We start from the raw sequence: 19,944 nt of genomic DNA, 5'->3' as shown, positions 1-19,944 counted from the left end.
TATGATCCGTGCCGCGCCGCCGTGCCGGAACAACCCCGGGAACAGATCGCTGCCTTATCCTGTCAGTCCCCCCGGCTAACCTTGAACGCATGGCTTCCAAGACGTCCCGTGCTTCCAAGACACCCGCTTACAAATGCGCCGAATGCGGCTGGACGGCCATCAAATGGGTGGGTCGGTGCGGCGAGTGCCAGGCCTGGGGAACCGTCGAGGAGTACGGCGCCACGGTTGCGCGTACGACGGCGGCGGCTACAGTGCTGGAGCCGGCCCGCCGGATCGCTGAGGTAGACGGGACAACCGCAGCGTTCCTGCCCACAGGCGTGGACGAACTCGACCGCGTCCTGGGAGGAGGGCTGGTCCCCGGCGCCGTCATCCTGCTCGCCGGGGAACCCGGCGTCGGGAAGTCCACCCTCCTGCTGGACGTCGCCGCGAAGTTTGCCCGCACCGGGCAGGACGTCCTCTACATCACGGGTGAAGAGTCCGCTGCACAGGTGAAGTTGAGGGCCGAGCGGATCGATGCGGTGGCGCACACCCTTTACCTGTCGGCAGAGACGGATCTGGGCCAGGCGCTTGGCCAGGTGGAAAAGCTGGAACCCAAACTCCTCATCGTGGACTCGGTGCAGACGTTGAGCAGTGCCGACGTCGAAGGCAGCGCTGGCGGTGTTTCCCAGGTGCGCGAAGTCGCGGCTTCAATCATCGCCGCTGCCAAACGCCGCAACATGACCACTCTTCTGGTTGGCCACGTCACCAAGGACGGAAACATTGCCGGGCCGCGGCTCCTTGAACACCTGGTGGATGTTGTGTGCCAGTTCGAAGGCGAGCGCCACTCACGGCTTCGCTTGCTTCGCGCCGTCAAGAACCGCTACGGCGCCACGGACGACGTCGGCTGCTTCGACCTGAACGAGGCCGGAATCGAAGGACTGGCTGATCCGAGCGGGCTGTTCGTTTCGCGGACCCGCGAACCCGTCTCGGGTACCTGCATCACGGTCACTATGGAGGGGCGCCGCCCTCTCCTTGCAGAGGTGCAGTCGCTCTTGGCGGACAGCGCCAACGCCCAGCCGCGGCGGGCCACCAGCGGCTTGGAGAGTTCCCGCGTTGCCATGCTGCTGGCCGTGCTCCAGCAGCGGGCCGGATGCATGCTGCATAAGGATGATTCGTATGTGGCGACAGTCGGCGGGGTGAAACTGAGCGAACCCGCAACGGACTTGGCGGTGGCCCTCGCTGTCGCATCCGCCAAGTCCCGCAAGGCCCTCCCACAGCGTCTGATCGCCTTTGGCGAAGTGGGGCTGGCCGGTGAAGTCCGTCCTGTGCCCGGGATCAACCAGCGGATCCAGGAAGCCCATCGGCTCGGCTTCACGCACGCGATCGTTCCGGCCAGTCCTGCGGGAGCCGGGGTCATCCCCGAAGGCTTCTCGGTGCGTGAGGTTGGGCATCTTGCGGAGGCGCTGGAACTGCTGATCACCTAAGCTGTGCTACCGAGCTGCGCGGTACGGCCTTGAACGCGCCGCAGTGCAGATCGTCCGTGGACGATCTGCACTGCGAACAATAAAGCCTCTTATGGGACGGCGAGGTCTCTGCGGTAGATAGCGCGGCCCGCGAGCGCAGCCACTATGAGGGCCGTACCGGACATAAGCAGGGCGCCCTGGAGGTTGAAAGTTTCGACCGGCATGGCCGAGGAATGCCTGAACGGGCTAAGGTCCCGGAGCCAGGCGGGCAGGCCGAGAAGTTCGCCGAACTGTGCGAGGACGAGCGCGACCCCCAGTGCCGCCCACCCGACGGGGCTGGATAAGCGGGGCGTGAAGGCGAACACGAGCGCGGTGAGCGCTGGGAACACCAGTGCTGCAGGGACGTGCGCCAGGGACGCGGCCACCACTATGTCCGGGCTGCTCCCGCCTGCTTGTGAGACCGCAAGCACTGTGGCAGCCACAGCCCCGGTGATGACAGGAATGGCGGCAGTGGAGAGCGCTGCGACGGCCAAGGTGCCTGTAAGCCAGCGGATGCGTGGTGTGGGCACTGACAGCAGCAGTTCGGCCCGCCCTTCGACTTCTTCAACCCGAAGCCGGAGCACGGCCTGGATACCGGCGGCAGCTGCCATCACACCACCAAGGCCAAGCATGGCGGTGGTGAACAGGTCGATCATGTTGGCTTTGACGGGGACTAGCCGGGATATCAGCTCGGCGATTGAGGGGTTTCCTACGAGGGCGTCCCTGATCACCGGCCCCAGCGCTCCGGCCACCAGACCCAGCACGGCCGCCGTGAAGCACCACCCAACCAGTGTTCCCCGCTGGAGCCGCCATGCAAGGCCCATCACGGACCTTATGCCCGGCCCTGCGCGTTCGGGACCGTTATCTCGTGCGTGGATGTAGCTGTCCCCCAGGTCCCTGCCTTTTCTGAGTGTCACGGCAACTGCCGCCAAAACCAGTGCGGCGCCAGTGAGAACTAGCAAGGGAGACAGGTCTGTATCCGTATAAGGACGGATACGTTGGCCCCAGCCGATGGGTGAGAACAGCGAGGGCCACCCTGGGACAACGCGCAACATGGACTGATCCGGGGTGCCAAGGGCGTCCCCCGCACCACGCATCAGATCGGATCAACCCGAGGAGGATGCGAAGGGTCGTCGATTTTCCCGCGCCGTTGGGACCGAGGAAGCCGTGAACCTCGCCGGCACGGACGGACAGCTCCAGCCCTGAAAGGGCAACGGTACTGCCGAAGTTCTTGACGAGACGGGAAATCTGGATGACAGAAGAGGGATGTGTGCGCATGGCCGGACACGTTCCTTTGGGTCGCAGTGATCACGCCCCGGCGGTAGCCGCAGCGAACCGCACGCCGTCACGCGTGTGGGCCGACCAGGCTTCCCGGCTCTCCAAGCGACATACTACAATCGCCGTACAACGCGCGGAAGAGCCGGCCCAGGCACTAAAAAGGTCACGGTTTTGGCTGGTTAGCGGCGCCACCAGGGTTGTTCTGTGGTTTGTCTTGCTGGTAGACGTCGGGGATGCCGTCATTGTTGGCGTCAGCTGTTTCTTCGGCTTCAGCCATGCGGTAGTGGCGGTTTCGGGTGCTGAGCACTGCCGCAGCGAGCAGCGCTGCCACGAGGGATGCGGCAAGGATCGCAACTTTCGCGTGGTCATCATGGGGATTGCCCTGCCCGAAGCTTAGCTCTGCAACCAGTAAGGAGACAGTGAACCCAATCCCCGCCAGCATCGACACGCCCAGCACATCGATCCACGCCAGTGACTTGTCCAGTGCGGCCCGGGTGGCTTTGGTCAGGAGCCATGTAGTCGTCAGGATCCCGACGGGTTTTCCGACCACCAAGGCGATTATGATGCCCGCAGCGACCGGGTCAGTCATGGCCGATGCCAGTCCGTCCCATCCTCCCAGGGCCACCCCTGCGGAGAAGAAAGCGAAGACCGGCACAGCGATACCGGCGGAGATGGGCCGGAAGCGGTGTTCGAAGATCTCGGACAACCCCGGACCGGCGGTTGGGCCGCCGCTTGCTTTGGAGCGGATGACCGGTACGGCCAAGCCCAGCAAAACACCAGCGACTGTGGCGTGGATTCCCGAGGCATGGACAAGCGCCCAAGTCACAACGCCCAGAGGCAGCAGGATCAGCCACGCAGCGGCAGCTCTGGTGCCGAAGAATCGACGGTACTTCTGCGCCAGGAACGCGTAGACCCCAAGTGGTATGAGTGCCATAAACAACGGGGCCGGTTGGATGTCGGTGGAGTAAAAGACAGCGATGATGGTGATGGCGATCAGGTCATCGACCACGGCCAAGGTCAGCAGGAATATCCGCAAAGCGCCGGGAAGGTGGGAACCGATGATCGCCAAGACGGCGACCGCAAAGGCGATGTCTGTTGCCGTTGGGATCGCCCATCCAGGCAGCGTTTCCGGGCTGGCTGCGTTGACGAGGGCATAGATAAGAGCTGGTACCACCACGCCGCCGACCGCCGCAGTGATCGGGACGACGGACTTACTGAACTCCCGCAGGTCGCCGGCAACAAACTCGCGCTTAAGCTCAAGACCGACCAAGAAGAAGAAGATCGCCAGCAACCCATCGGCCGCCCAGGCGCCCAGGCTCAACTCAAGATGCCACGGTTCGTAACCGATCTTGAAGTCGCGCAGTGCAAAGTAACTCTCCGACGCCGGCGAATTTGCCCACACCAACGCGATCACGGTGGCAACGACCAACAGTGCGCCGCCGACGGTCTCTTTCCGGAGGATCGCACCGATACGCAACGATTCCGAATAACTGCCACGACCAAGGATTGAGGGCCGGGCACCGGCAGGTGGCAAAGGCATGGGATGCTCCTAAAGCAAGACGACAAGTAACCATGCCGACCAGACTTCCCGGCTCACCTGGATCCAAGTCTACGGGACGCAGCTGCCGGGCTCACGGCTGGCAGTGCGCGGGGCACGTTCCGTTGCTGCCATTTCTTGGCCCTCCCACCCAACGCGTTAAGGATTCGTAAAGGCTGAGGACTTTTCCCCCGGATGTCGCCAAGCCCGGTGCTACGCTGCTCAGGCCCAGAGCGGAACGACAACGAGGCGACGCCCGAATGCACGCACACGACACCTTGCACGACCATAGGCTTTCTCCCGCCGGACAGTTCCCGGTGCCTACGCGGCACGTCAGCTGAAGCGACATGAGGTTGCGTAAGGTAACACCGAAACCCGGAGCCGCTGGCATAAGCACTGATGAGTGGTGGAAGGAAGCAGGACGGCACAGCGGTAAGCTGGCCCGCGCCACTCTTCACCCGGTCCGGTCCGTTCCCCTGGCCTTCCTCGCCGTCATCCTTCTCGGGACAGGGCTGCTCACTCTTCCCATATCCAGGACAGCTACAGGTGATGACGCCGGGCTCCCGGCCCTGTTCACGTCAGTGTCGGCGGTGTGCGTCACGGGCCTGATCACCGTTGACACCCCCAGCTACTGGACGCCTTTCGGGCATGTCGTGATCCTGGGACTAATTCAGGTTGGCGGGTTCGGGATCATGACCCTGGCGACTCTGCTCTCACTGCTGGTCCGCAAGACAATCGGCCTCAGGGGACAACTGGTAGCCCAGACAGAAACGCACACCCTGAACTTCGGTGATGTCCGCTCCGTCCTCTTCCGTGTGGCACGGATTATGCTGACCGTCGAAGCGGTCACCGCACTGGTCCTGGCCGGCAGGTTCTGGCTCGCCTACGACGCAGACGCCGGCACTGCCCTTTGGCATGGGGTTTTCCACGCGATCTCCGCCTTCAACAACGCCGGCTTCGCCCTCTACAGCGACAACCTCATGGGATTTGCCTCAGATCCTTGGATCATCGTCCCCATCTGCCTCGCTGTGATCACAGGCGGACTCGGGTTCCCGGTGCTTATCGCCCTCTACAAGGACGGGTTCCGACCCAAAGCCTGGTCCGTGCACCTACGCCTGACCATCTACGGCACCATAGGCCTACTCATACTCGGTGCAGTACTCTTCGGCACCTTTGAATGGAACCGCGATCAGACCATTGGCCAGTTGCCCACTGGAGGAAAGCTACTCGCCGTGTTCGCCGGAACTGTGTTCCCGCGCACCGCCGGGTTCAACACCATCGACTACGGCGTCGCATCACCCGAAACACTCATGGTCACTAACATCCTGATGTTCATCGGCGGCGGCAGCGCCGGGACCGCCGGCGGCATCAAAGTCACCACTTTCCTTCTCCTGGCCTTCGCCATTTGGAACGAAATCCGCGGACGCGAGCACGTCACCATCGCCCACCGCTCCATCAGCTCATCGGCGCAACGCCAGGCCTTATCGGTGGCACTGCTCGGCGTCGGCGCCGTCATCACAGGCACCCTGCTCCTGCTCATCTTCACCGACCACAGCCTGGACCGGGTCCTTTTCGAAGCGATCTCGGCATTCGCCACCGTCGGCGTCAGCACCGGAATCACCTACGACCTGCCCGCGGACGCCCAATGGGTCCTCATCACACTCATGTTCGCCGGACGCATCGGGACCATCACAGTTGCCTCCGCCCTCGCACTCTCCAACCGGCCCCGTCTCTACCAACTCCCCGAAGAAAGACCGATCATCGGCTGACGTGGCATCAGCCGATGTCCAGACTCTTGGGCAGGAAGTGCGCTCCCCAAACAACGCCGGCCATCCACTTTCGGAGCCATCCCAAACATAACGAAATGGCCCACTTTGGGGCTTGCTGGTGCGGTTAAGGGTGTCCGGAAGCCATATCATGGTGCTAGCCGTCATCAGGGCATTTTTGTTCCATGCCGCCGGATGCCGGATTCAGCTTGTCTGTGAGCCGTGGCTTGCACCTTCGAAGGGAAACCCTATGGCCCGGAGCCCGGAAGAATCGCTCAAGGCGACTCTGGCCAGAGTCGCACCCGGAACTCCCCTGCGTGACGGTTTGGAACGCATCCTCCGTGGCCGTACCGGCGCGTTGATCGTACTGGGCTCGGACCGCACCATCGATTCGATCTGCTCGGGCGGGTTTGAGATCGGCATTGAGTTCTCTCCCACCCGCCTCCGTGAGCTCGCCAAGATGGACGGCGCAATCGTCTGTGACAAGGACGCCAGCAACATCATCAAGGCCGCTGTCCAGCTGGTCCCTGATTCCAGCATCGAAACCCAGGAATCAGGCACCAGGCACCGCACGGCCGAGCGCGTGGCCATCCAGACCGGTGTACCGGTCATTTCGGTCAGCCAGTCAATGCAGATCATCGCCCTCTACGTGAACGGTTTGCGCCACGTTCTGGAGGGTTCGGAAAAGGTTCTGGCCCGCGCCAACCAGGCCCTCGCCACGCTGGAACGCTACAGCGCCCGCCTGGACCAGGTCACCAGCTCGCTTTCGGCCCTGGAAATTGAAGCCTTAGTCACGGTCAGGGATGTTGCGGTGACGCTGCAGCGCCAGGAAATGGTCCGCCGGATCTCCGAGGAAATCGCCCAGTACGTGTTGGAACTGGGCGAGGACGGCCGCCTTCTGTCCCTCCAGGTGGAGGAACTCACCATGGGCCGCGGCCCGGGCATCGACGTCATCATCCGCGATTATGCCGATCCGGACGCAACGCCCGAAGACATTGAGGCCTCCGTTCAAGCGCTTCTGAACCTCGGCCCCACCGAACTCATCGACCTCAGCAAGATCGCCCACATCATCGGCTTCGCCGGTGGCGTTGAGCAGCTGGACGCCGTGGTCCAGCCGCGCGGCTACAGGCTTCTGTCCGGTTTGAAGTCCGTTCCCAAGGCCGTGGCCGACAGGTTGGTGGATTACTTCGGCGGCCTCCAGAACCTCATGGCAGCCACCATTGAGGACCTCATGACCGTGGACGGCATCGGAGACCAGCGCGCCCGCACCGTCCGTGAAGGCCTGAGCCGCATGGCAGAGGCAAGCCTGCTGGACAGGTTCCTCTAAACAACCGGAGACGGGCCTAGTTCAGCTGGAACACGGCCTTCGGGCTGGTCTTGTTTCCCAGCCGCGCCTCGAACGTGTAGTACGCACCGCCCCCGCCCGGCTTGGCGTTGATCGCACCGCAGCCTTCCAGTGTCCGGTTGCGTTGCCATGGGAAGTTCGCGGTTTCGCTCTTGCCTGGCTGGATGGTCTTGATGAGGTCCACGCCGCCTGTCTGGCAGTCCTTGGAGGAGAAGATGCGGTCCGATCCGCTCATCACCAGGTACTCCATTTGGGACGTGCCCACGTTCACCTCGCAGGGCGCGGATCCGCCGTTGGTGATGGTCATGGTGAGCAACGGCATTTCCTCAGGCCCGTATGCCGGCTTGTCGGTTTTTGCCGCCACCGTCATGCCGTTGAAGTCGCAAACGGGCGTTGGGGAGGCAGAAGGCGTGGCGGTCGCGCCGGACGGAGCAGCAGCCGGGGACGGCGGCGTGGTTTGGAAGGGTGTAGCCACAGCCTCGGGCTCGGAACCGCTGGCAAGCGCACGGGTGATGGCTGAAATACCAGCAACGAGCAAGGCGACCACCACCAGCAGGCCGATGAGGACAACAAGACGCCGACGCCGGTACACGGCCGGGCTTGGGCGCCGCTTTTGCGTCGGCGCAGAAGAGCGCGCTGACGACTGCTGCTTACCCTGGGTGGCCATATTTCTAGGCTAGGCGGCTGACCCTCAAGGGACCTCACCACCACGCCGCCTGCGGGCAATGTGACGTCCGCCATGGTGCCCCGGCCGCCAAACGGGAGGCCTCGGGTCAACTACAGTAGAGGGCAGCATGACACCGAAAAATACCGGCCATCTGTGGCTGCTCCACGAGGCTTTGGACCAGTGGTTTGACGCCAATGCCCGCGACCTTCCCTGGCGTGAGCCTGACTGCAGCCCGTGGGGAATCCTGGTCAGCGAAGTCATGCTCCAACAAACCCCTGTGGTCCGCGTGCTCCCTGTCTGGCGCGACTGGATGGAGCGTTGGCCAACTCCCGCGGATCTCGCGGGCCACCCGTCGGGCGACGCCGTCCGCCACTGGGGCCGGCTCGGCTACCCGCGCCGGGCCCTCCGACTGCACGCCGCCGCCGTCGCCATCCGGGACCAGCACAAAGGTGCGGTGCCGGACAACTACGCGGAACTGCTGGGCTTGCCCGGCGTGGGTTCCTACACCGCAGCCGCCGTCGCGGCTTTTGCATTCGGTCGACGGGAAACTGTGGTGGACACCAACATCCGGCGGGTGCATGCCCGCCTCATCTCCGGGCAGGCCCTCCCGGCACCGGCCCTGACGGCGGCGGAAATGCGCCTCGCGGAGGCGCTGCTACCCGAGGACCGTGGGCTGTCCGTCCGCTGGAACGCGTCCGCCATGGAGCTTGGCGCGATGGTTTGCACGGCCCGCAATCCCAAGTGCGTGGACTGCCCGGTCCGCGCCGGCTGCGCGTGGCTCGCGGCAGGTGAGCCGCCGCCGTCGTACACCCCCAAGGGCCAGGCGTGGCACGGCACCGACCGGCAGGTCCGCGGTGCCGTGATGGCCGTCCTCCGCGAAGCCGCGGGTCCCGTTCCGCGCGAGATGTTCGAGCAGGCGCCTGCGGATCTCGGGTTCGCGCCCAGCGGCGTCGGAGTCCCGCTGGCCGCGCTGCACCGGCTCAATTCAGCCCCCGAACAACTTGAGCGCGCCCTGGACGGGCTGTTGAAGGACGGTCTGGCAGAAATGCACGACGGCGGTTTGCGGCTTCCGGCCTAGTCCTCGCCGGGGTGTGCGCCTACCCTGAAGCCATGGGCAGGATGACATTGGCGTTGACGCTGGCGGGAACCGTGGGATTGCTGCACGGTTGCTGGGAAGGCCCTGTTGCCTGCCCTGCCATGGCGCAAGTTGCCGGAGTATCAGTGGCGGTGTCGTCCGGGTACTCGGCTTCAGTGGGCAAGCTCTACCTCAAAGCCTGCCAGGACGGAGTGTGCACGGAAGGCGACGTGGCGCTGTACCCCGGCTCGGTGTCCGTCGATCAGGGCTGCACACCCGAAGGAGTGTGCTCCGCGAAGTCCTCCCCTGACGGGACCATGCGTGGATTCCTCGAGTTGCCGGCGTTGGCTGAATCCCCCTTGGACGCGACGGTGAGCGGCACCGCGCCGGCAGGAACTGCTCTTCCTTCACGGACGCTGACCTTCACCCCCAAGGGTGGATTCCCCTTCGGTGAGCAGTGCCAGAGAGTCGTGACGGCCAGCCTCGTCCTGGATGAAACGGGACTACGGCAGGAATAGTGGCATGGCTCTGGCTAATTAATTCCCCGCCGGGTAGTCTCGCTCCTGCGTGTAGGTAACGGTTGGGAGGCGTCGTGCGCAGTATGGAAAAAGCCATGGATACGCGCGTTGCCTCCGCAACGGAATTGGCCGCCCGCATACAGCGCGCCCATGGGCCGGAGCTGAAGAGTCTCCTGACAGATCTCACATCGCCGAGTGACCACCGCTCCGGTCGCCGCCTCCACCGACTGGGACCAGTCCCTTCCATGGAGGACGCCACCATCAAACTGACGCTGGTTGCAGAAGCTGTGGAGCTTGGCTGGTTCGCCCCTGGACCCGCGCCGTCCGGGACCTGCGTCACGCTTTCCCTGGCCGCCCACCACGAGGAAACCGGGCTGCACGCTGAGATTCCGGCGGACGAGTGCGAAGCCTGGGTGCGGGCGCTGGTCGGTCATGCCTGGATGCGTTTCGTTTACAGGTGCGAGTGCTCAGCCGGGCCCGCGAGCGCCAGCGTAGACTCCTACAGACTGTATTTGGATTCCTTCCACAGGCCTGCCGGCAAGCCCGTGGAAGTGCCGGCCGAGGGCTGTCGACCGCTGGACGGATAGGGCCTGCCCCCCCGAACACCCGGGTTTCTTGACCCGAGGACTCCGGCGTCCTACGCCGGCAGCGTTTGATGGTGCAAGACTGTGAGTGTGGCAAGAGGTACTCTTCGCGTTTTTCTGGGCTCGGCGCCTGGTGTGGGCAAGACTTTCGCCATGCTCCAGGAAGCCCGTCAGCTTGCGGCGCTGGGCCGGGATGTTGTTGTCGGCATCATCGATGATCACGGGAGGAACGACATCCAGGGCCTCGTCTTGGGTCTCGAGGCCATCGGGCACCGCCAAGGCGACCTTTCCGGCGGCCCGGATCCGGAATGGGATGTGGACGCAGTGGTAAGCCGGCACCCGGACATTGTTGTTGTGGACGACATCGCCCATTCCAACTCCCCCGGGAGCCGGTTCGCGCATAGGTGGCAGGACATCGAACTGCTGCTCGCGTCCGGGATTGATGTGCTGTCGACCGCCAGTATCCAGCACTTGGCTTCGCTGAGCGACGTCGTCTCCTCAATAACTGGACAACCGCCAACGGAAACCATTCCGGATGACATTGTGCGCCGCGCGGACCACATTGAACTCGTTGATATTGCGCCGGAGCTACTCCAGGAACGGCTGTTGGCCGGGAACATCTACCCGCAGGACATGGTGGACGCTGCCCTAGCCAATGAATTCCGGCTTGGCAACCTCACTGCTCTTCGCGAGATCGCCTTGATCTGGCTGGCGGACAGGGTGGACGAGGGATTGGCTGAATACCGGGCCAATGAAGGCATCACTGCGACGTGGCCTGCCCGCGAGCGCGTTGTGGTGGCGCTAGGCAACGGCCCGGACGACGAGGCGTTGATCCGGCGGGCTTTCCGTATCCTGTCCCGGATCAATGGCGGGGACTTGCTGGCTGTCCATGTAGCCCGCCCCGGAGAGAACCCGACGGCGGACTCCCGCTTGTTGGTTGAGCAGCGCCGGCTGGTTGAGGAGTTGGGCGGCAGCTATCACACGCTTGTCGGAAAGGACGTTGCAAAGTCCTTGCTGGAGTTTGCCCGGAGCGTGAATGCTACGCAGATTGTGGTGGGCGTACCGCACCGCCGGCTCCCCGGCCGTGTGTTGGGCGGCAACGTGGGCTACAGGGTCGTGAGCGGATCGGGAGATATTGACGTTCACATGGTCTCCCGTTCGGCCGGGCCGAGGACCCTCCCGCAGCTCCCGTCCGGCTCATTGGGGCGGACCAGGACAATCGCGGGATTCATCCTGGCGTTCCTCCTGCCGGCCCTGAGTACCGCTGTGTTGGCAGTTGTCCCCGATCTGAACCTCGCCACGCACGTACTCATCCACTTGACCGGGGTAGTGACCGTAGCGTTCGTTGGTGGCCTGTGGCCGGCAGTGCTGGCAGCCCTTCTGGATTCGTTGCTGTTGAATTACTTCGAGACGGAGCCGGTAGGGACGCTGGGCATCAGCAACCCCCAGAACTTCTTTGCGTTGCTGGTATTCCTCTGCGCAGCAGTATCGGTGTCACTGCTCGTGGACATCTCGACGCGAAGGACCCGTGAAGCCGCCCGGGCCCAAGCCGAGGCCGGGACCCTGGCCGGCTTGGCCAGGGACGCCTTGATATCGGACGATTCCGTGGAAACCTTCCTCGGCAAGACCCGGGAGACCTTCCAGGTGCAATCTGCAGGCCTTTTCACCAGGCCGTCCGATGCGAACGACCGGCCCTGGCAGCTGCAAGCCTTTTCCGGAAGCAGGCCACCCTCACCGGACGCAGCAACGCCAGGTACTGACGCCGTCGAGCTGGCTGATCCCCATACTGCGCTGGTGCTGTCCGGCCGGACCTTAACGGCGAGCGACCGGCGGCTCCTGTCCGCCCACGGCGCCCATCTTCTCCTGCTGCGCCAGCGGGAGCTGCTTCACAACCGGCTCAGAAGCACCAGGAAACTGGCTGAGGGCAACAGCATCCGCACGTCCATCCTGCGGGCCGTCAGCCACGACCTGCGGACTCCCCTGGCCGGCATCAAACTGGCCGTCACGGCCTTGCAGCGGCAAAAAGGGCGGCTGCCCCAAGCCTTGGAGACGGAGATGCTGGACACCATCGATTCCTATGCCGACCGGCTCGACTCACTGATTGCCAGACTGCTGGACATGTCCCGCATATCCAGCGGTTCGGCCACTCCGTTGTCCGCCCCGGTGACGTGGCGCGATGCCATTGAGGACGCCTTGCGGGGCCTGCCTTCAGGAGGGATCCGGGTAGAGCTCGCCCCCAACATGCCGGTGATCGAGGCGGACATCGGCATGCTTGAACGGGTGATAGCCAACATCGTTGAGAACGCGCTGAAATATGCACCCGGGTCCGACGTCGTCATTGTTGGCGCGTCCGGCGCAGCCGGGGTTGCCATGGTGAATGGCCGGCCCTGCGGCGAGCTCCGGATTGTCGATCACGGCCAAGGCGTCGCGGAGGGCGGCGTGGTGGCGATGTTCCAGCCTTTTCAACGGCTCGATGATGCCCCGGAAGGCTCGGGCATAGGTTTGGGTTTGGCTGTGGCGAAAGGCTTCACCGAAGCGATGGGCGGTGAGCTGATTGCCCAGCCGACGCCGGGTGGCGGCCTGACGATGGTGATCCGGTTGCCGCTCTCCACAGGCCCGGGCAGCAGCGGCCCGGGCAGCACCGGCCCGTCCAAGAGGGCCGTGGGGAGCGCATCGTGAGGACCGTTCTGGTGGTGGATGACGAACCGCAACTCCTTCGGGCCCTGCAAATCAACCTGCAGGCAGAGGGCTACCGGGTGTTGACGGCGTTGGACGGACTGTCAGCTTTGAACCACGCCGAAACCAGCGCGCCCGATGTCATCGTCCTGGATCTCGGGCTGCCGGACATCAACGGCGTGGACGTCATCGCCAGGATCCGCCGCACCAGCATCACGCCGATCATTGTCCTTTCAGCCCGCCACGGGTCCGTCGACAAGGTGCGGGCGCTGGATGCCGGTGCCGACGACTACGTCACGAAGCCGTTCGGACTCGATGAGCTTCTGGCGCGGCTCCGCGTCGCCGGGCGCCGTTTGGCCCCCGACGTCGGGGCGCACGGCCCGACGGTCGACGTCGGGGATTTTGAGGTCGACCTGGCCAACCGGAAGGTGCTTCGGAACGGAGCCGCGGTCCGTTTGACGCCCCGGGAGTGGGCGATCCTTGAACTGCTGGTGCGGAACCCCGGCAAGCTCATCACCCAACAGCAGATGCTGGCGAAAGTGTGGGGGCCGGGCTATGCCGACGAGACCCATTATCTGCGCGTCTACATGGGGCAGCTGCGCCGGAAGCTTGAGAGCGACCCGGCCCGGCCCAAACATCTGCTCACCGAGGCCGGGATGGGGTACCGCTTCGAGCCCTGAAACCGGCCGCGCGCGTGCCCGCGGAGACTCCGAAGTGGCGGGCGTAAAAGATTTATCAAGAAAAACTCCTTTCCCGATCCGCAGTTCATGGCCGGTGTTAGCTTCGCACTGAACGCGGTGCCGACGTCTTGCAACGCGGAAAGGAATCCATGACCACGTTGAGCAGGCCCCCGGCAGATCCGTCTGCACTCCGCCCAAAAGGCGGGGAGGCCCTGAAGAACTGGCTGCTGTTCGGGCTGCAGGACAGTAAAGGCCTCCACCAGGGCCCGGGTGCTGTGGGCGATGCCCATACCAGGAAGCATGCGTGGTGGCAGGTCATGTGCCTGACGGGTGTGGACTACTTCTCTACCTTGGGCTACCAGCCGGCCATCGCTGCCCTCGCTGCCGGCGTCATCTCGCCGCTGGCTACCTTGGTGCTGGTCGCCGTGACACTTCTCGGTGCCCTGCCGGTCTACCGGCGCGTGGCCGGTGAAAGCCACCGGGGCGAAGGGTCCATCGCCATGCTCGAACGTTTGCTGCCCCGCTGGCGCGGCAAGCTACTGGTCCTGGTCCTGCTTGGCTTCGCCGCAACAGACTTCATGATCACCATGACGCTTTCCGCTGCCGACGCCACTGCGCACCTGATTGAGAATCCTGTTGTTCCCGGCTGGTTGCACGGGCAGAACGTGCTGATCACCCTGTTCCTGCTGGCACTCCTGGGCGCTGTTTTCCTGCGGGGATTCAGGGAAGCAATCGGGGTCGCCGTCGTTCTGGTTGCCTTGTATCTTGCACTCAATGCCGTGGTGGTGGCCGTGACCCTGGTCCAGGTCTTCACGCATCCGCTGGCCGTCAACGGTTGGTGGAACACCTTGGTGACCTCCCATGGGAACCCGCTCATGGCCGTGGCGGTCGCGTTGGTTGTTTTCCCGAAACTGGCCCTTGGCCTGTCCGGATTCGAAACCGGCGTTGCGGTGATGCCCCAGGTCCGCGGCGATGCCAGGGACTCCGAAGCCAACCCGGCAGGCCGCATCAGGGGAACCCGGCGCATGCTCACCAGTGCCGCGCTGATCATGAGCGGCTTTCTCCTCACCACCAGCTTCATCACCGTGGTCCTCATCCCGGAGCACGAATTCCAAGCAGGAGGAGAGGCGAACGGCCGCGCCATGGCCTACCTCGCCCACGAGTACCTGGGGACCGGTTTCGGCAGCGTCTACGACATCAGCACCATCGCGATCCTGTGGTTCGCCGGCGCCTCCGCCATGGCCGGTCTGCTGAACCTGGTACCGAGGTACCTTCCCCGGTACGGCATGGCCCCGGACTGGGCAAAAGCCGTCCGACCGTTGGTGCTCGTTTTCACGTTCGTGGCGTTCTTCATCACGGTCATCTTCGACGCCGACGTCGACGCCCAGGGCGGTGCCTACGCCACCGGCGTCCTGGTCCTCATGACCTCCGCCGCCGTCGCCGTCACGCTGTCGGCCCGTCGGAAGCAACAACCCAAACGAACCGTGGGCTTTGGTGCCATCGCCGCTGTTTTCATCTACACCACCATCACCAATGTCATTGAGCGCCCGGAGGGCATCAGGATCGCGGCAATCTTCATCCTGGGCATCGTGGTGATTTCCCTGCTCTCCCGCGTCCGGCGCTCTTTTGAACTTCATGCCACCCGGGTTCACCTCGACGAGCAGGCACTGGAGTTCATGTCCACCACCTGGGAAGGCCCCATCGCCCTCATCGCCCACGAGCCGCTGCGTGTTTCTGCTGCGGCCTACCGGGATAAGCTCGCTTCGGCCATCGAGGTGAGCCACCTTCCCCTCGCTCACGATCCCCTCTTCCTCGAAGTGATCGTGGACGATTCATCCGATTTCGAAACAGAACTCCACGTTCGCGGCGTCACCCGCCACGGCTACAAGATCCTCGAAGTCCATGGCCCGGTGGTTCCAAACACCATTGCCTCCGTCCTTCTCCACATCAGGGACGCCACCGGGCTCATGCCGCACATTTACTTCCGTTGGACCGAAGGCAATCCCTTGACGAATCTCTTCAGGTTCCTGGTCCTCGGCGAGGGCGAAATTGCACCCGTTACCCGGGAAGTCCTTCGCGAAGCAGTTCCCGATGTCAGCAAGCGCCCGTGGGTCCACGTCGGCTGAACGGGAACCGGTCAGGAGCCTCCACCGCTGCAAAGAAGGGCCGGCTCCACCCGTGCCATTCCACCAAATACTAAGTACCCTTAGAATCATGGAAACCAGCGACAATCCCCTGGCCTTGGTCACAGGAGCTTCCTCCGGCATCGGCTACGAGCTTGCGAAACAGTTCCTCAGCAACGGCTTCGACACCATCATGGTGGCCGACGGAGAGGACATCCGCAGCGCGGCCGAAAGCCTGGCTGGCTTGGGCGGAACACCGACTCCGCTTCAGATAGACCTGGCCGAGAGGTCCGGTTCCGGAACCCTGCAGACGGCGGTCAGTGCGTTCGGCAAACCCCTCGAAGCCGCTGCCATCAACGCCGGCATCGGCGTCGGCGGGCCCTTCATCGAGACGGACCTCGCCCAGGAGCTGAGGATCATCGACCTCAATGTCGCCGCCGCCGTCAGCATCGCGAAGTGGGTGGCCAGGGACATGGCCGCCCGCAGCAGCGGCCGGATCCTGTTCACGTCGTCGATCATTGCCCGCACACCCGCGCCCTTCCAAGCGATCTACGGGGCTTCCAAGTCGTTCGTTCAATCCTTCGGACAGGCGCTGCGAAATGAACTGAAGGACACAGGCGTCAGCGTCACAACGCTCCTGCCGGGCCAACGGAGACGCCGTTCTTCGAGAAGGCAGGCCTCCTGGACACCAAAGTGGGAAGCGAAGAGAAGGACGACGCGGCGCAGGTGGCGGAGCAAGGTTTCAGGGCCCTCATGAAGGGTGAGGGAACGGCCCTGGGAGGCTCCGTCAAGTCCCGCACCATGGGTTTGGGTTCCAACATCCTGCCCGACGCCGCCGGCGCCGCCTTTGGCCGCCGGCTCAGCGAACCCGGTTCGGCAAAGGACTAATTCCGGCTAGGAGAGGCAGAGGCAGAACGGATGCCCGGCCGGATCGAGGAACACCCGGAACGTCTCGCCCGGTTGATGGTCGGCCTTGCTGGCTCCCAGCGCCAGGACGGCTTTTTCAGCCTCGTCGAGATCCTCCACCACCACATCGAAGTGCATCTGCTGCGGAATGGTCTGGCCGGGCCACACCGGTGCCTGGTAGACGTCTACTTGCTGGAAGGAAATACAGTTGCTGCCGTCGGCGGGACGGATGTCCATCCAGTCGCCCTCTTCGTTGGACACTTCCCAACCCAGCAGCTCGCCATAGAAGTTGGCCAGGGCGCGCGCGTCCGGGCAATCGATAACAACACTGGGATGCTTCGCTATAGCCATTTCGCTAGACCTCATCTGCGGTTTTCTTCATGCGCTCAATAGCGCTCTTGGTACCTCGCTGGGTAAGGACGTGGACCACGGCTCCTACTGCGGCGGAGGCGACGGCAAAAACAAGAACGCCCGGAAGTGCATCGTCCAGGTCGGTTCCGTCCTTGGGAGCAGGCCTGCCCGTTTTCTTCTCCCAAAGTCCCTCAAGGGTTTTGTTCGCAAGCGCACCGGCTCCGAGGCTGATCACCAGGCCGAAAAGTTTAACCAGAAAGTTCACGGAATCTCCCTCGGGTTCAAGATCGTCAATGCGTAGAAACACGTCAGGGCCGCTGTGACACAGCGGCCCTGACGATGTGAAAATTAGTCCTTCTTGAAGGCGTCTTTTACCTTCTCGCCGGCGCCCTTGAGGTCGCTCTTGACCTGATCACCCTTGCCTTCGGCTTCGAGGCGCTCGTTGTCGGTCAGCTTACCGGCGGCTTCTTTTGCCTTGCCTGCGATCTTGTCGCCAGCGTTCTCCATCTTGTCATCGGCACCCATGCTTGCACCTCTTTCTTGTAGTGAACCTGTACTACTACAACATCACTAATCAGGATACTTATCAATCTCTTGGCGCAAAATGTCGCGAATTAGAGTTCGCCGAATCCGTCCGCCACCAAGCCACGGACGTAGTCAACGGCCTTCTGCGCATCCTCGCCGCGCGCCTCAACATGGAGCGTGGCACCCTGCCCTGCAGCCAGGGTCATGAGTTCCATGATCGATGCTCCATCGGCGCCGTTGATGGTCACCTCTGCGTCCATCCCGGAAAGTCCTCCGGCGATCTTCGCAGCAGGCCGGGCGTGCATTCCCAGCGGATTGATGAGCTCAAAATCGGCCGTTACGTCCGGTTCCTGCACTCCCGCTGCCTCCGGCGCAGCGACGGCACCCCCGGCCGCTTCAGCGGCCTTCCGCACCTCCTCGACGCCGGCACCGCCCTGGGCAGCGACGGCCGCGGCAACGAGTCCCTCGACAAGGGGCGCGTCAGCCAGGTGCACCGCGTCCGGTTCGCTGGCAAACTCCTTCACCGACTCCGCGGTCATCACCGCCGAACCCAGATCCGTCAGCACCACCACGCCGTCGCCTGCGGCTTCGGCAAGGGACTGCTCGACGGCGGCCAGCACCTTCTCGAAGCTGGTGCCGATCCGCCCGTCGTCAGTTCCCCCGGCGGCGACGAGTCCGACGTCGGACGCCATCTGGGTGGCCAGCTCAACCGCACCCTCAGCGATCTTGCTGCTGTGCGAGACGACCACGATCCCAACCGTCATCCGCCGGTACCGCCGGATGCGCCGTCCGCCGCCGTCGCAGCCGCCCGGAGCAAAAGCGCCGTGGACGCAGCCCCCGGGTCCCGGTGTCCTGCGCTGCGTTCACCCAGGTAGCTGGCCCGGCCTTTGCGGGCGACGAGCGGGTCGGTTGCCACGGCACCTGTTTCCGCAGCCTCTGCGGCCGCCTGCAGGGCGGACAACGCGTCGTCGCCGTTGTCCGCAGCCTTTTGGGCTGCTTCCACGGCCGGCGTCCAGGCGTCCACCATGGTCTTGTCACCCAATTCGGCCTTTCCGCGCGCCACCACTCCGTCACGGGCAGCCGCCAAGGCGGACGCCACTGCTCCGGCGTCGAGCTCGGACGCATCCCCCAGCGAGGTGGCGGCACGGAGGTAGGCAGTCCCGTAAAGCGGCCCTGCGGCGCCGCCCACCTTGGACATCAGCGCCATGGCCGCAGCCTTCAACGCTGCCCCGGCCGTTTCCGGTGGTGACTCGTTGAGTTTCTGCAGGACTGCCTGGAAGCCGCGGTCCATATTTTCGCCGTGGTCCGCGTCCCCGATTGCCCGGTCAAGTTCAATCAGTTCCACACGATGTTCGGCCATGGCCTCAGCTGAGAGATTCAGCCACTTCACAGCCCAATCAACACCCAACCCCACGTCTCACACTCCCCAACGGAGGGCCGCAGTATGGACGGGAGCGTCCCAAAGGGTGGTCAGTTCATCGTCCAGGCGAAGCACCGACACGGAGCATCCCTGCATCTCCAGGGAGGTCACGTAATTGCCAACCAGCGAACGCTCCACAGTGGCACCCCGTTCGGCGAGCACCTGCGCCGCCCGGCGGTAGACGATGTACAGCTCACTCAGGGGCGTGCCGCCCATGCCGTTGACGAACAGCAGGACCTTGTCCCCGGAGGCGATGGAAAGATCCTCCAGCACAGGTTCCAGCAGCCGGTCGGTGATGGCATCCGCGGGTTCCATGGCAATCTTGTGCCGGCCTGGTTCGCCGTGGATGCCGATTCCGATCTCAATCTCGTCATCAGCGAGTTCGAAGCTCGGCGTGCCCGCGTGCGGGACCGTGCAACCGGAGAGTGCCACGCCCATGGTCCGGACGTTCGCCACCACGCGCTCGGCGATGGCGGCTACGGCATCAAGGTCGTCGCCCCGTTCGGCGGCGGCCCCCGCGATCTTCTCCACGAGGACCGTCCCGCCGACGCCGCGCCGCCCGGCCGTGTACAGCGAGTCCTCCACGGCAACGTCGTCGTTCACGAGCACCGAGCGGACGGCCACGCCTTCGGCCTGGGCCATTTCCGCTGCGGTCTCGAAGTTCAGGACGTCACCGGTGTAGTTCTTCACGATGTGTACGACGCCGGCACCGGAGTCCACCGCGGTGGTCGCCGGGATGATCTGGTCGGGTGTGGGTGAGGTGAACACGGCTCCCGGCACTGCGGCGTCCAACATGCCGAGTCCAACGAAGCCTGCATGCAGCGGTTCGTGGCCGCTGCCCCCGCCCGATACCAAGGCGACCTTTCCCTTCACCGGCGCACCCTTGCGGACGACGAATTTGGGGTCGGGGTGGACGTCCACGAGGTCGGCATGCGCCATACCGAAACCCTCGACGGATTCGTCCACCACCGCACGTGGATCATTGATGAGCTTTTTCATGGTCGATGCTCCT

General features: G+C 64.1%; 20 protein-coding genes and 1 pseudogene. 11 read left to right on the top strand and 10 right to left on the bottom strand.

Translation table 11 applies throughout. The annotated features are described in order from the left end of the window. Positions 1–89 precede the first annotated feature (89 nt). Complete coding sequence (gene radA, locus AUR_RS11315; RefSeq protein ID WP_021471333.1) at positions 90–1,463, top strand: DNA repair protein RadA; 1,374 nt, start codon at positions 90–92, stop codon at positions 1,461–1,463. Positions 1,464–1,552: 89 nt separating this feature from the next. On the opposite strand, the gene AUR_RS11310 is transcribed toward radA, so the two are convergent. The 3 genes and pseudogenes from AUR_RS11310 to nhaA all read right to left on the bottom strand — a co-directional run bounded on the left by AUR_RS11310 (position 1,553) and on the right by nhaA (position 4,299). Then, entirely contained in the window at positions 1,553–2,305 is a 753-nt protein-coding gene (locus tag AUR_RS11310) for a hypothetical protein (RefSeq protein WP_062094579.1), read from the bottom strand. A 247-nt stretch (positions 2,306–2,552) separates the two neighbouring features. Then, positions 2,553–2,759, bottom strand: a pseudogene (locus AUR_RS20555) (ATP-binding cassette domain-containing protein); the annotation flags it as partial. Between the two features lie 163 nt (positions 2,760–2,922). Continuing rightward, complete coding sequence (gene nhaA, locus AUR_RS11300) at positions 2,923–4,299, bottom strand: Na+/H+ antiporter NhaA (RefSeq protein ID WP_062094578.1); 1,377 nt, start codon at positions 4,297–4,299, stop codon at positions 2,923–2,925. A gap of 350 nt (positions 4,300–4,649) precedes the next feature. Between nhaA and AUR_RS11295 the strand changes: the two genes are divergently transcribed. Continuing rightward, positions 4,650–6,065 (top strand): TrkH family potassium uptake protein, encoded by a 1,416-nt coding sequence (locus tag AUR_RS11295; RefSeq protein WP_321171932.1) that lies wholly within the window; start codon positions 4,650–4,652, stop codon positions 6,063–6,065. A gap of 247 nt (positions 6,066–6,312) precedes the next feature. Continuing rightward, the gene (gene disA, locus AUR_RS11290; RefSeq protein ID WP_021471338.1) at positions 6,313–7,389 is read left to right on the top strand and encodes a DNA integrity scanning diadenylate cyclase DisA; all 1,077 of its coding nucleotides are present in this window, start codon (positions 6,313–6,315) and stop codon (positions 7,387–7,389) included. A gap of 16 nt (positions 7,390–7,405) precedes the next feature. On the opposite strand, the gene AUR_RS11285 is transcribed toward disA, so the two are convergent. Next, positions 7,406–8,074: a hypothetical protein gene (locus tag AUR_RS11285; protein WP_021471339.1), complete on the bottom strand. Its 669-nt coding sequence runs from the start codon at positions 8,072–8,074 to the stop codon at positions 7,406–7,408. Positions 8,075–8,201: 127 nt separating this feature from the next. On the opposite strand from AUR_RS11285, the gene AUR_RS11280 reads away from it, so the two are divergent. The 8 genes from AUR_RS11280 to AUR_RS20725 all read left to right on the top strand — a co-directional run bounded on the left by AUR_RS11280 (position 8,202) and on the right by AUR_RS20725 (position 16,618). Continuing rightward, complete coding sequence (locus tag AUR_RS11280) at positions 8,202–9,152, top strand: HhH-GPD family protein (RefSeq protein WP_062094576.1); 951 nt, start codon at positions 8,202–8,204, stop codon at positions 9,150–9,152. Between the two features lie 32 nt (positions 9,153–9,184). Further along, entirely contained in the window at positions 9,185–9,667 is a 483-nt protein-coding gene (locus AUR_RS11275; RefSeq protein WP_062094575.1) for a hypothetical protein, read from the top strand. 95 nt (positions 9,668–9,762) lie between these two features. Continuing rightward, positions 9,763–10,254, top strand: coding sequence for a hypothetical protein (locus tag AUR_RS11270; protein WP_062094573.1), 492 nt, complete (start codon positions 9,763–9,765; stop codon positions 10,252–10,254). An 87-nt stretch (positions 10,255–10,341) separates the two neighbouring features. Beyond that, on the top strand, positions 10,342–12,930 hold the full coding sequence (locus tag AUR_RS11265) for a DUF4118 domain-containing protein (protein ID WP_062094571.1): 2,589 nt from the start codon (positions 10,342–10,344) through the stop codon (positions 12,928–12,930). Then, complete coding sequence (locus AUR_RS11260) at positions 12,927–13,607, top strand: response regulator (protein WP_021471344.1); 681 nt, start codon at positions 12,927–12,929, stop codon at positions 13,605–13,607. The genes AUR_RS11265 and AUR_RS11260 overlap by 4 nt, the downstream gene beginning before the upstream one ends. 149 nt (positions 13,608–13,756) lie before the next feature. Then, positions 13,757–15,733, top strand: coding sequence for an APC family permease (locus AUR_RS11255; protein ID WP_128397149.1), 1,977 nt, complete (start codon positions 13,757–13,759; stop codon positions 15,731–15,733). 88 nt (positions 15,734–15,821) lie between these two features. Continuing rightward, positions 15,822–16,487 (top strand): SDR family NAD(P)-dependent oxidoreductase, encoded by a 666-nt coding sequence (locus AUR_RS11250; protein WP_206616243.1) that lies wholly within the window; start codon positions 15,822–15,824, stop codon positions 16,485–16,487. Next, entirely contained in the window at positions 16,484–16,618 is a 135-nt protein-coding gene (locus tag AUR_RS20725; RefSeq protein WP_277749643.1) for a hypothetical protein, read from the top strand. The genes AUR_RS11250 and AUR_RS20725 overlap by 4 nt, the downstream gene beginning before the upstream one ends. Before the next feature lie 6 nt (positions 16,619–16,624). On the opposite strand, the gene AUR_RS11245 is transcribed toward AUR_RS20725, so the two are convergent. The 6 genes from AUR_RS11245 to dhaK all read right to left on the bottom strand — a co-directional run bounded on the left by AUR_RS11245 (position 16,625) and on the right by dhaK (position 19,931). After that, the gene (locus AUR_RS11245; RefSeq protein WP_021471347.1) at positions 16,625–16,987 is read right to left on the bottom strand and encodes a VOC family protein; all 363 of its coding nucleotides are present in this window, start codon (positions 16,985–16,987) and stop codon (positions 16,625–16,627) included. A gap of 4 nt (positions 16,988–16,991) precedes the next feature. Then, a complete protein-coding gene (locus AUR_RS11240) occupies positions 16,992–17,252 on the bottom strand; it encodes a DUF4235 domain-containing protein (RefSeq protein ID WP_021471348.1) in 261 nt (86 codons plus the stop codon). An 83-nt stretch (positions 17,253–17,335) separates the two neighbouring features. After that, positions 17,336–17,512, bottom strand: coding sequence for a CsbD family protein (locus AUR_RS11235; RefSeq protein WP_021471349.1), 177 nt, complete (start codon positions 17,510–17,512; stop codon positions 17,336–17,338). An 89-nt stretch (positions 17,513–17,601) separates the two neighbouring features. Next, positions 17,602–18,276 carry a dihydroxyacetone kinase phosphoryl donor subunit DhaM gene (dhaM, locus tag AUR_RS11230; protein ID WP_021471350.1) on the bottom strand — a complete coding sequence of 225 codons (675 nt, stop codon included), beginning with the start codon at positions 18,274–18,276 and terminating at the stop codon, positions 17,602–17,604. Next, on the bottom strand, positions 18,273–18,926 hold the full coding sequence (gene dhaL / locus AUR_RS11225; protein WP_031216185.1) for a dihydroxyacetone kinase subunit DhaL: 654 nt from the start codon (positions 18,924–18,926) through the stop codon (positions 18,273–18,275). Before dhaL ends, dhaM begins: the two co-directional genes overlap by 4 nt. Positions 18,927–18,929: 3 nt before the next feature. Then, complete coding sequence (gene dhaK, locus AUR_RS11220; RefSeq protein ID WP_021471352.1) at positions 18,930–19,931, bottom strand: dihydroxyacetone kinase subunit DhaK; 1,002 nt, start codon at positions 19,929–19,931, stop codon at positions 18,930–18,932. Positions 19,932–19,944 lie beyond the last annotated feature (13 nt).

Origin of the sequence: Paenarthrobacter ureafaciens, from assembly GCF_004028095.1 — a bacterium.
Lineage (GTDB): Bacteria > Actinomycetota > Actinomycetes > Actinomycetales > Micrococcaceae > Arthrobacter > Arthrobacter ureafaciens.
Note: the sequence above shows the minus strand (reverse complement) of the source record. Positions and strands in the feature narration are given on the sequence as shown.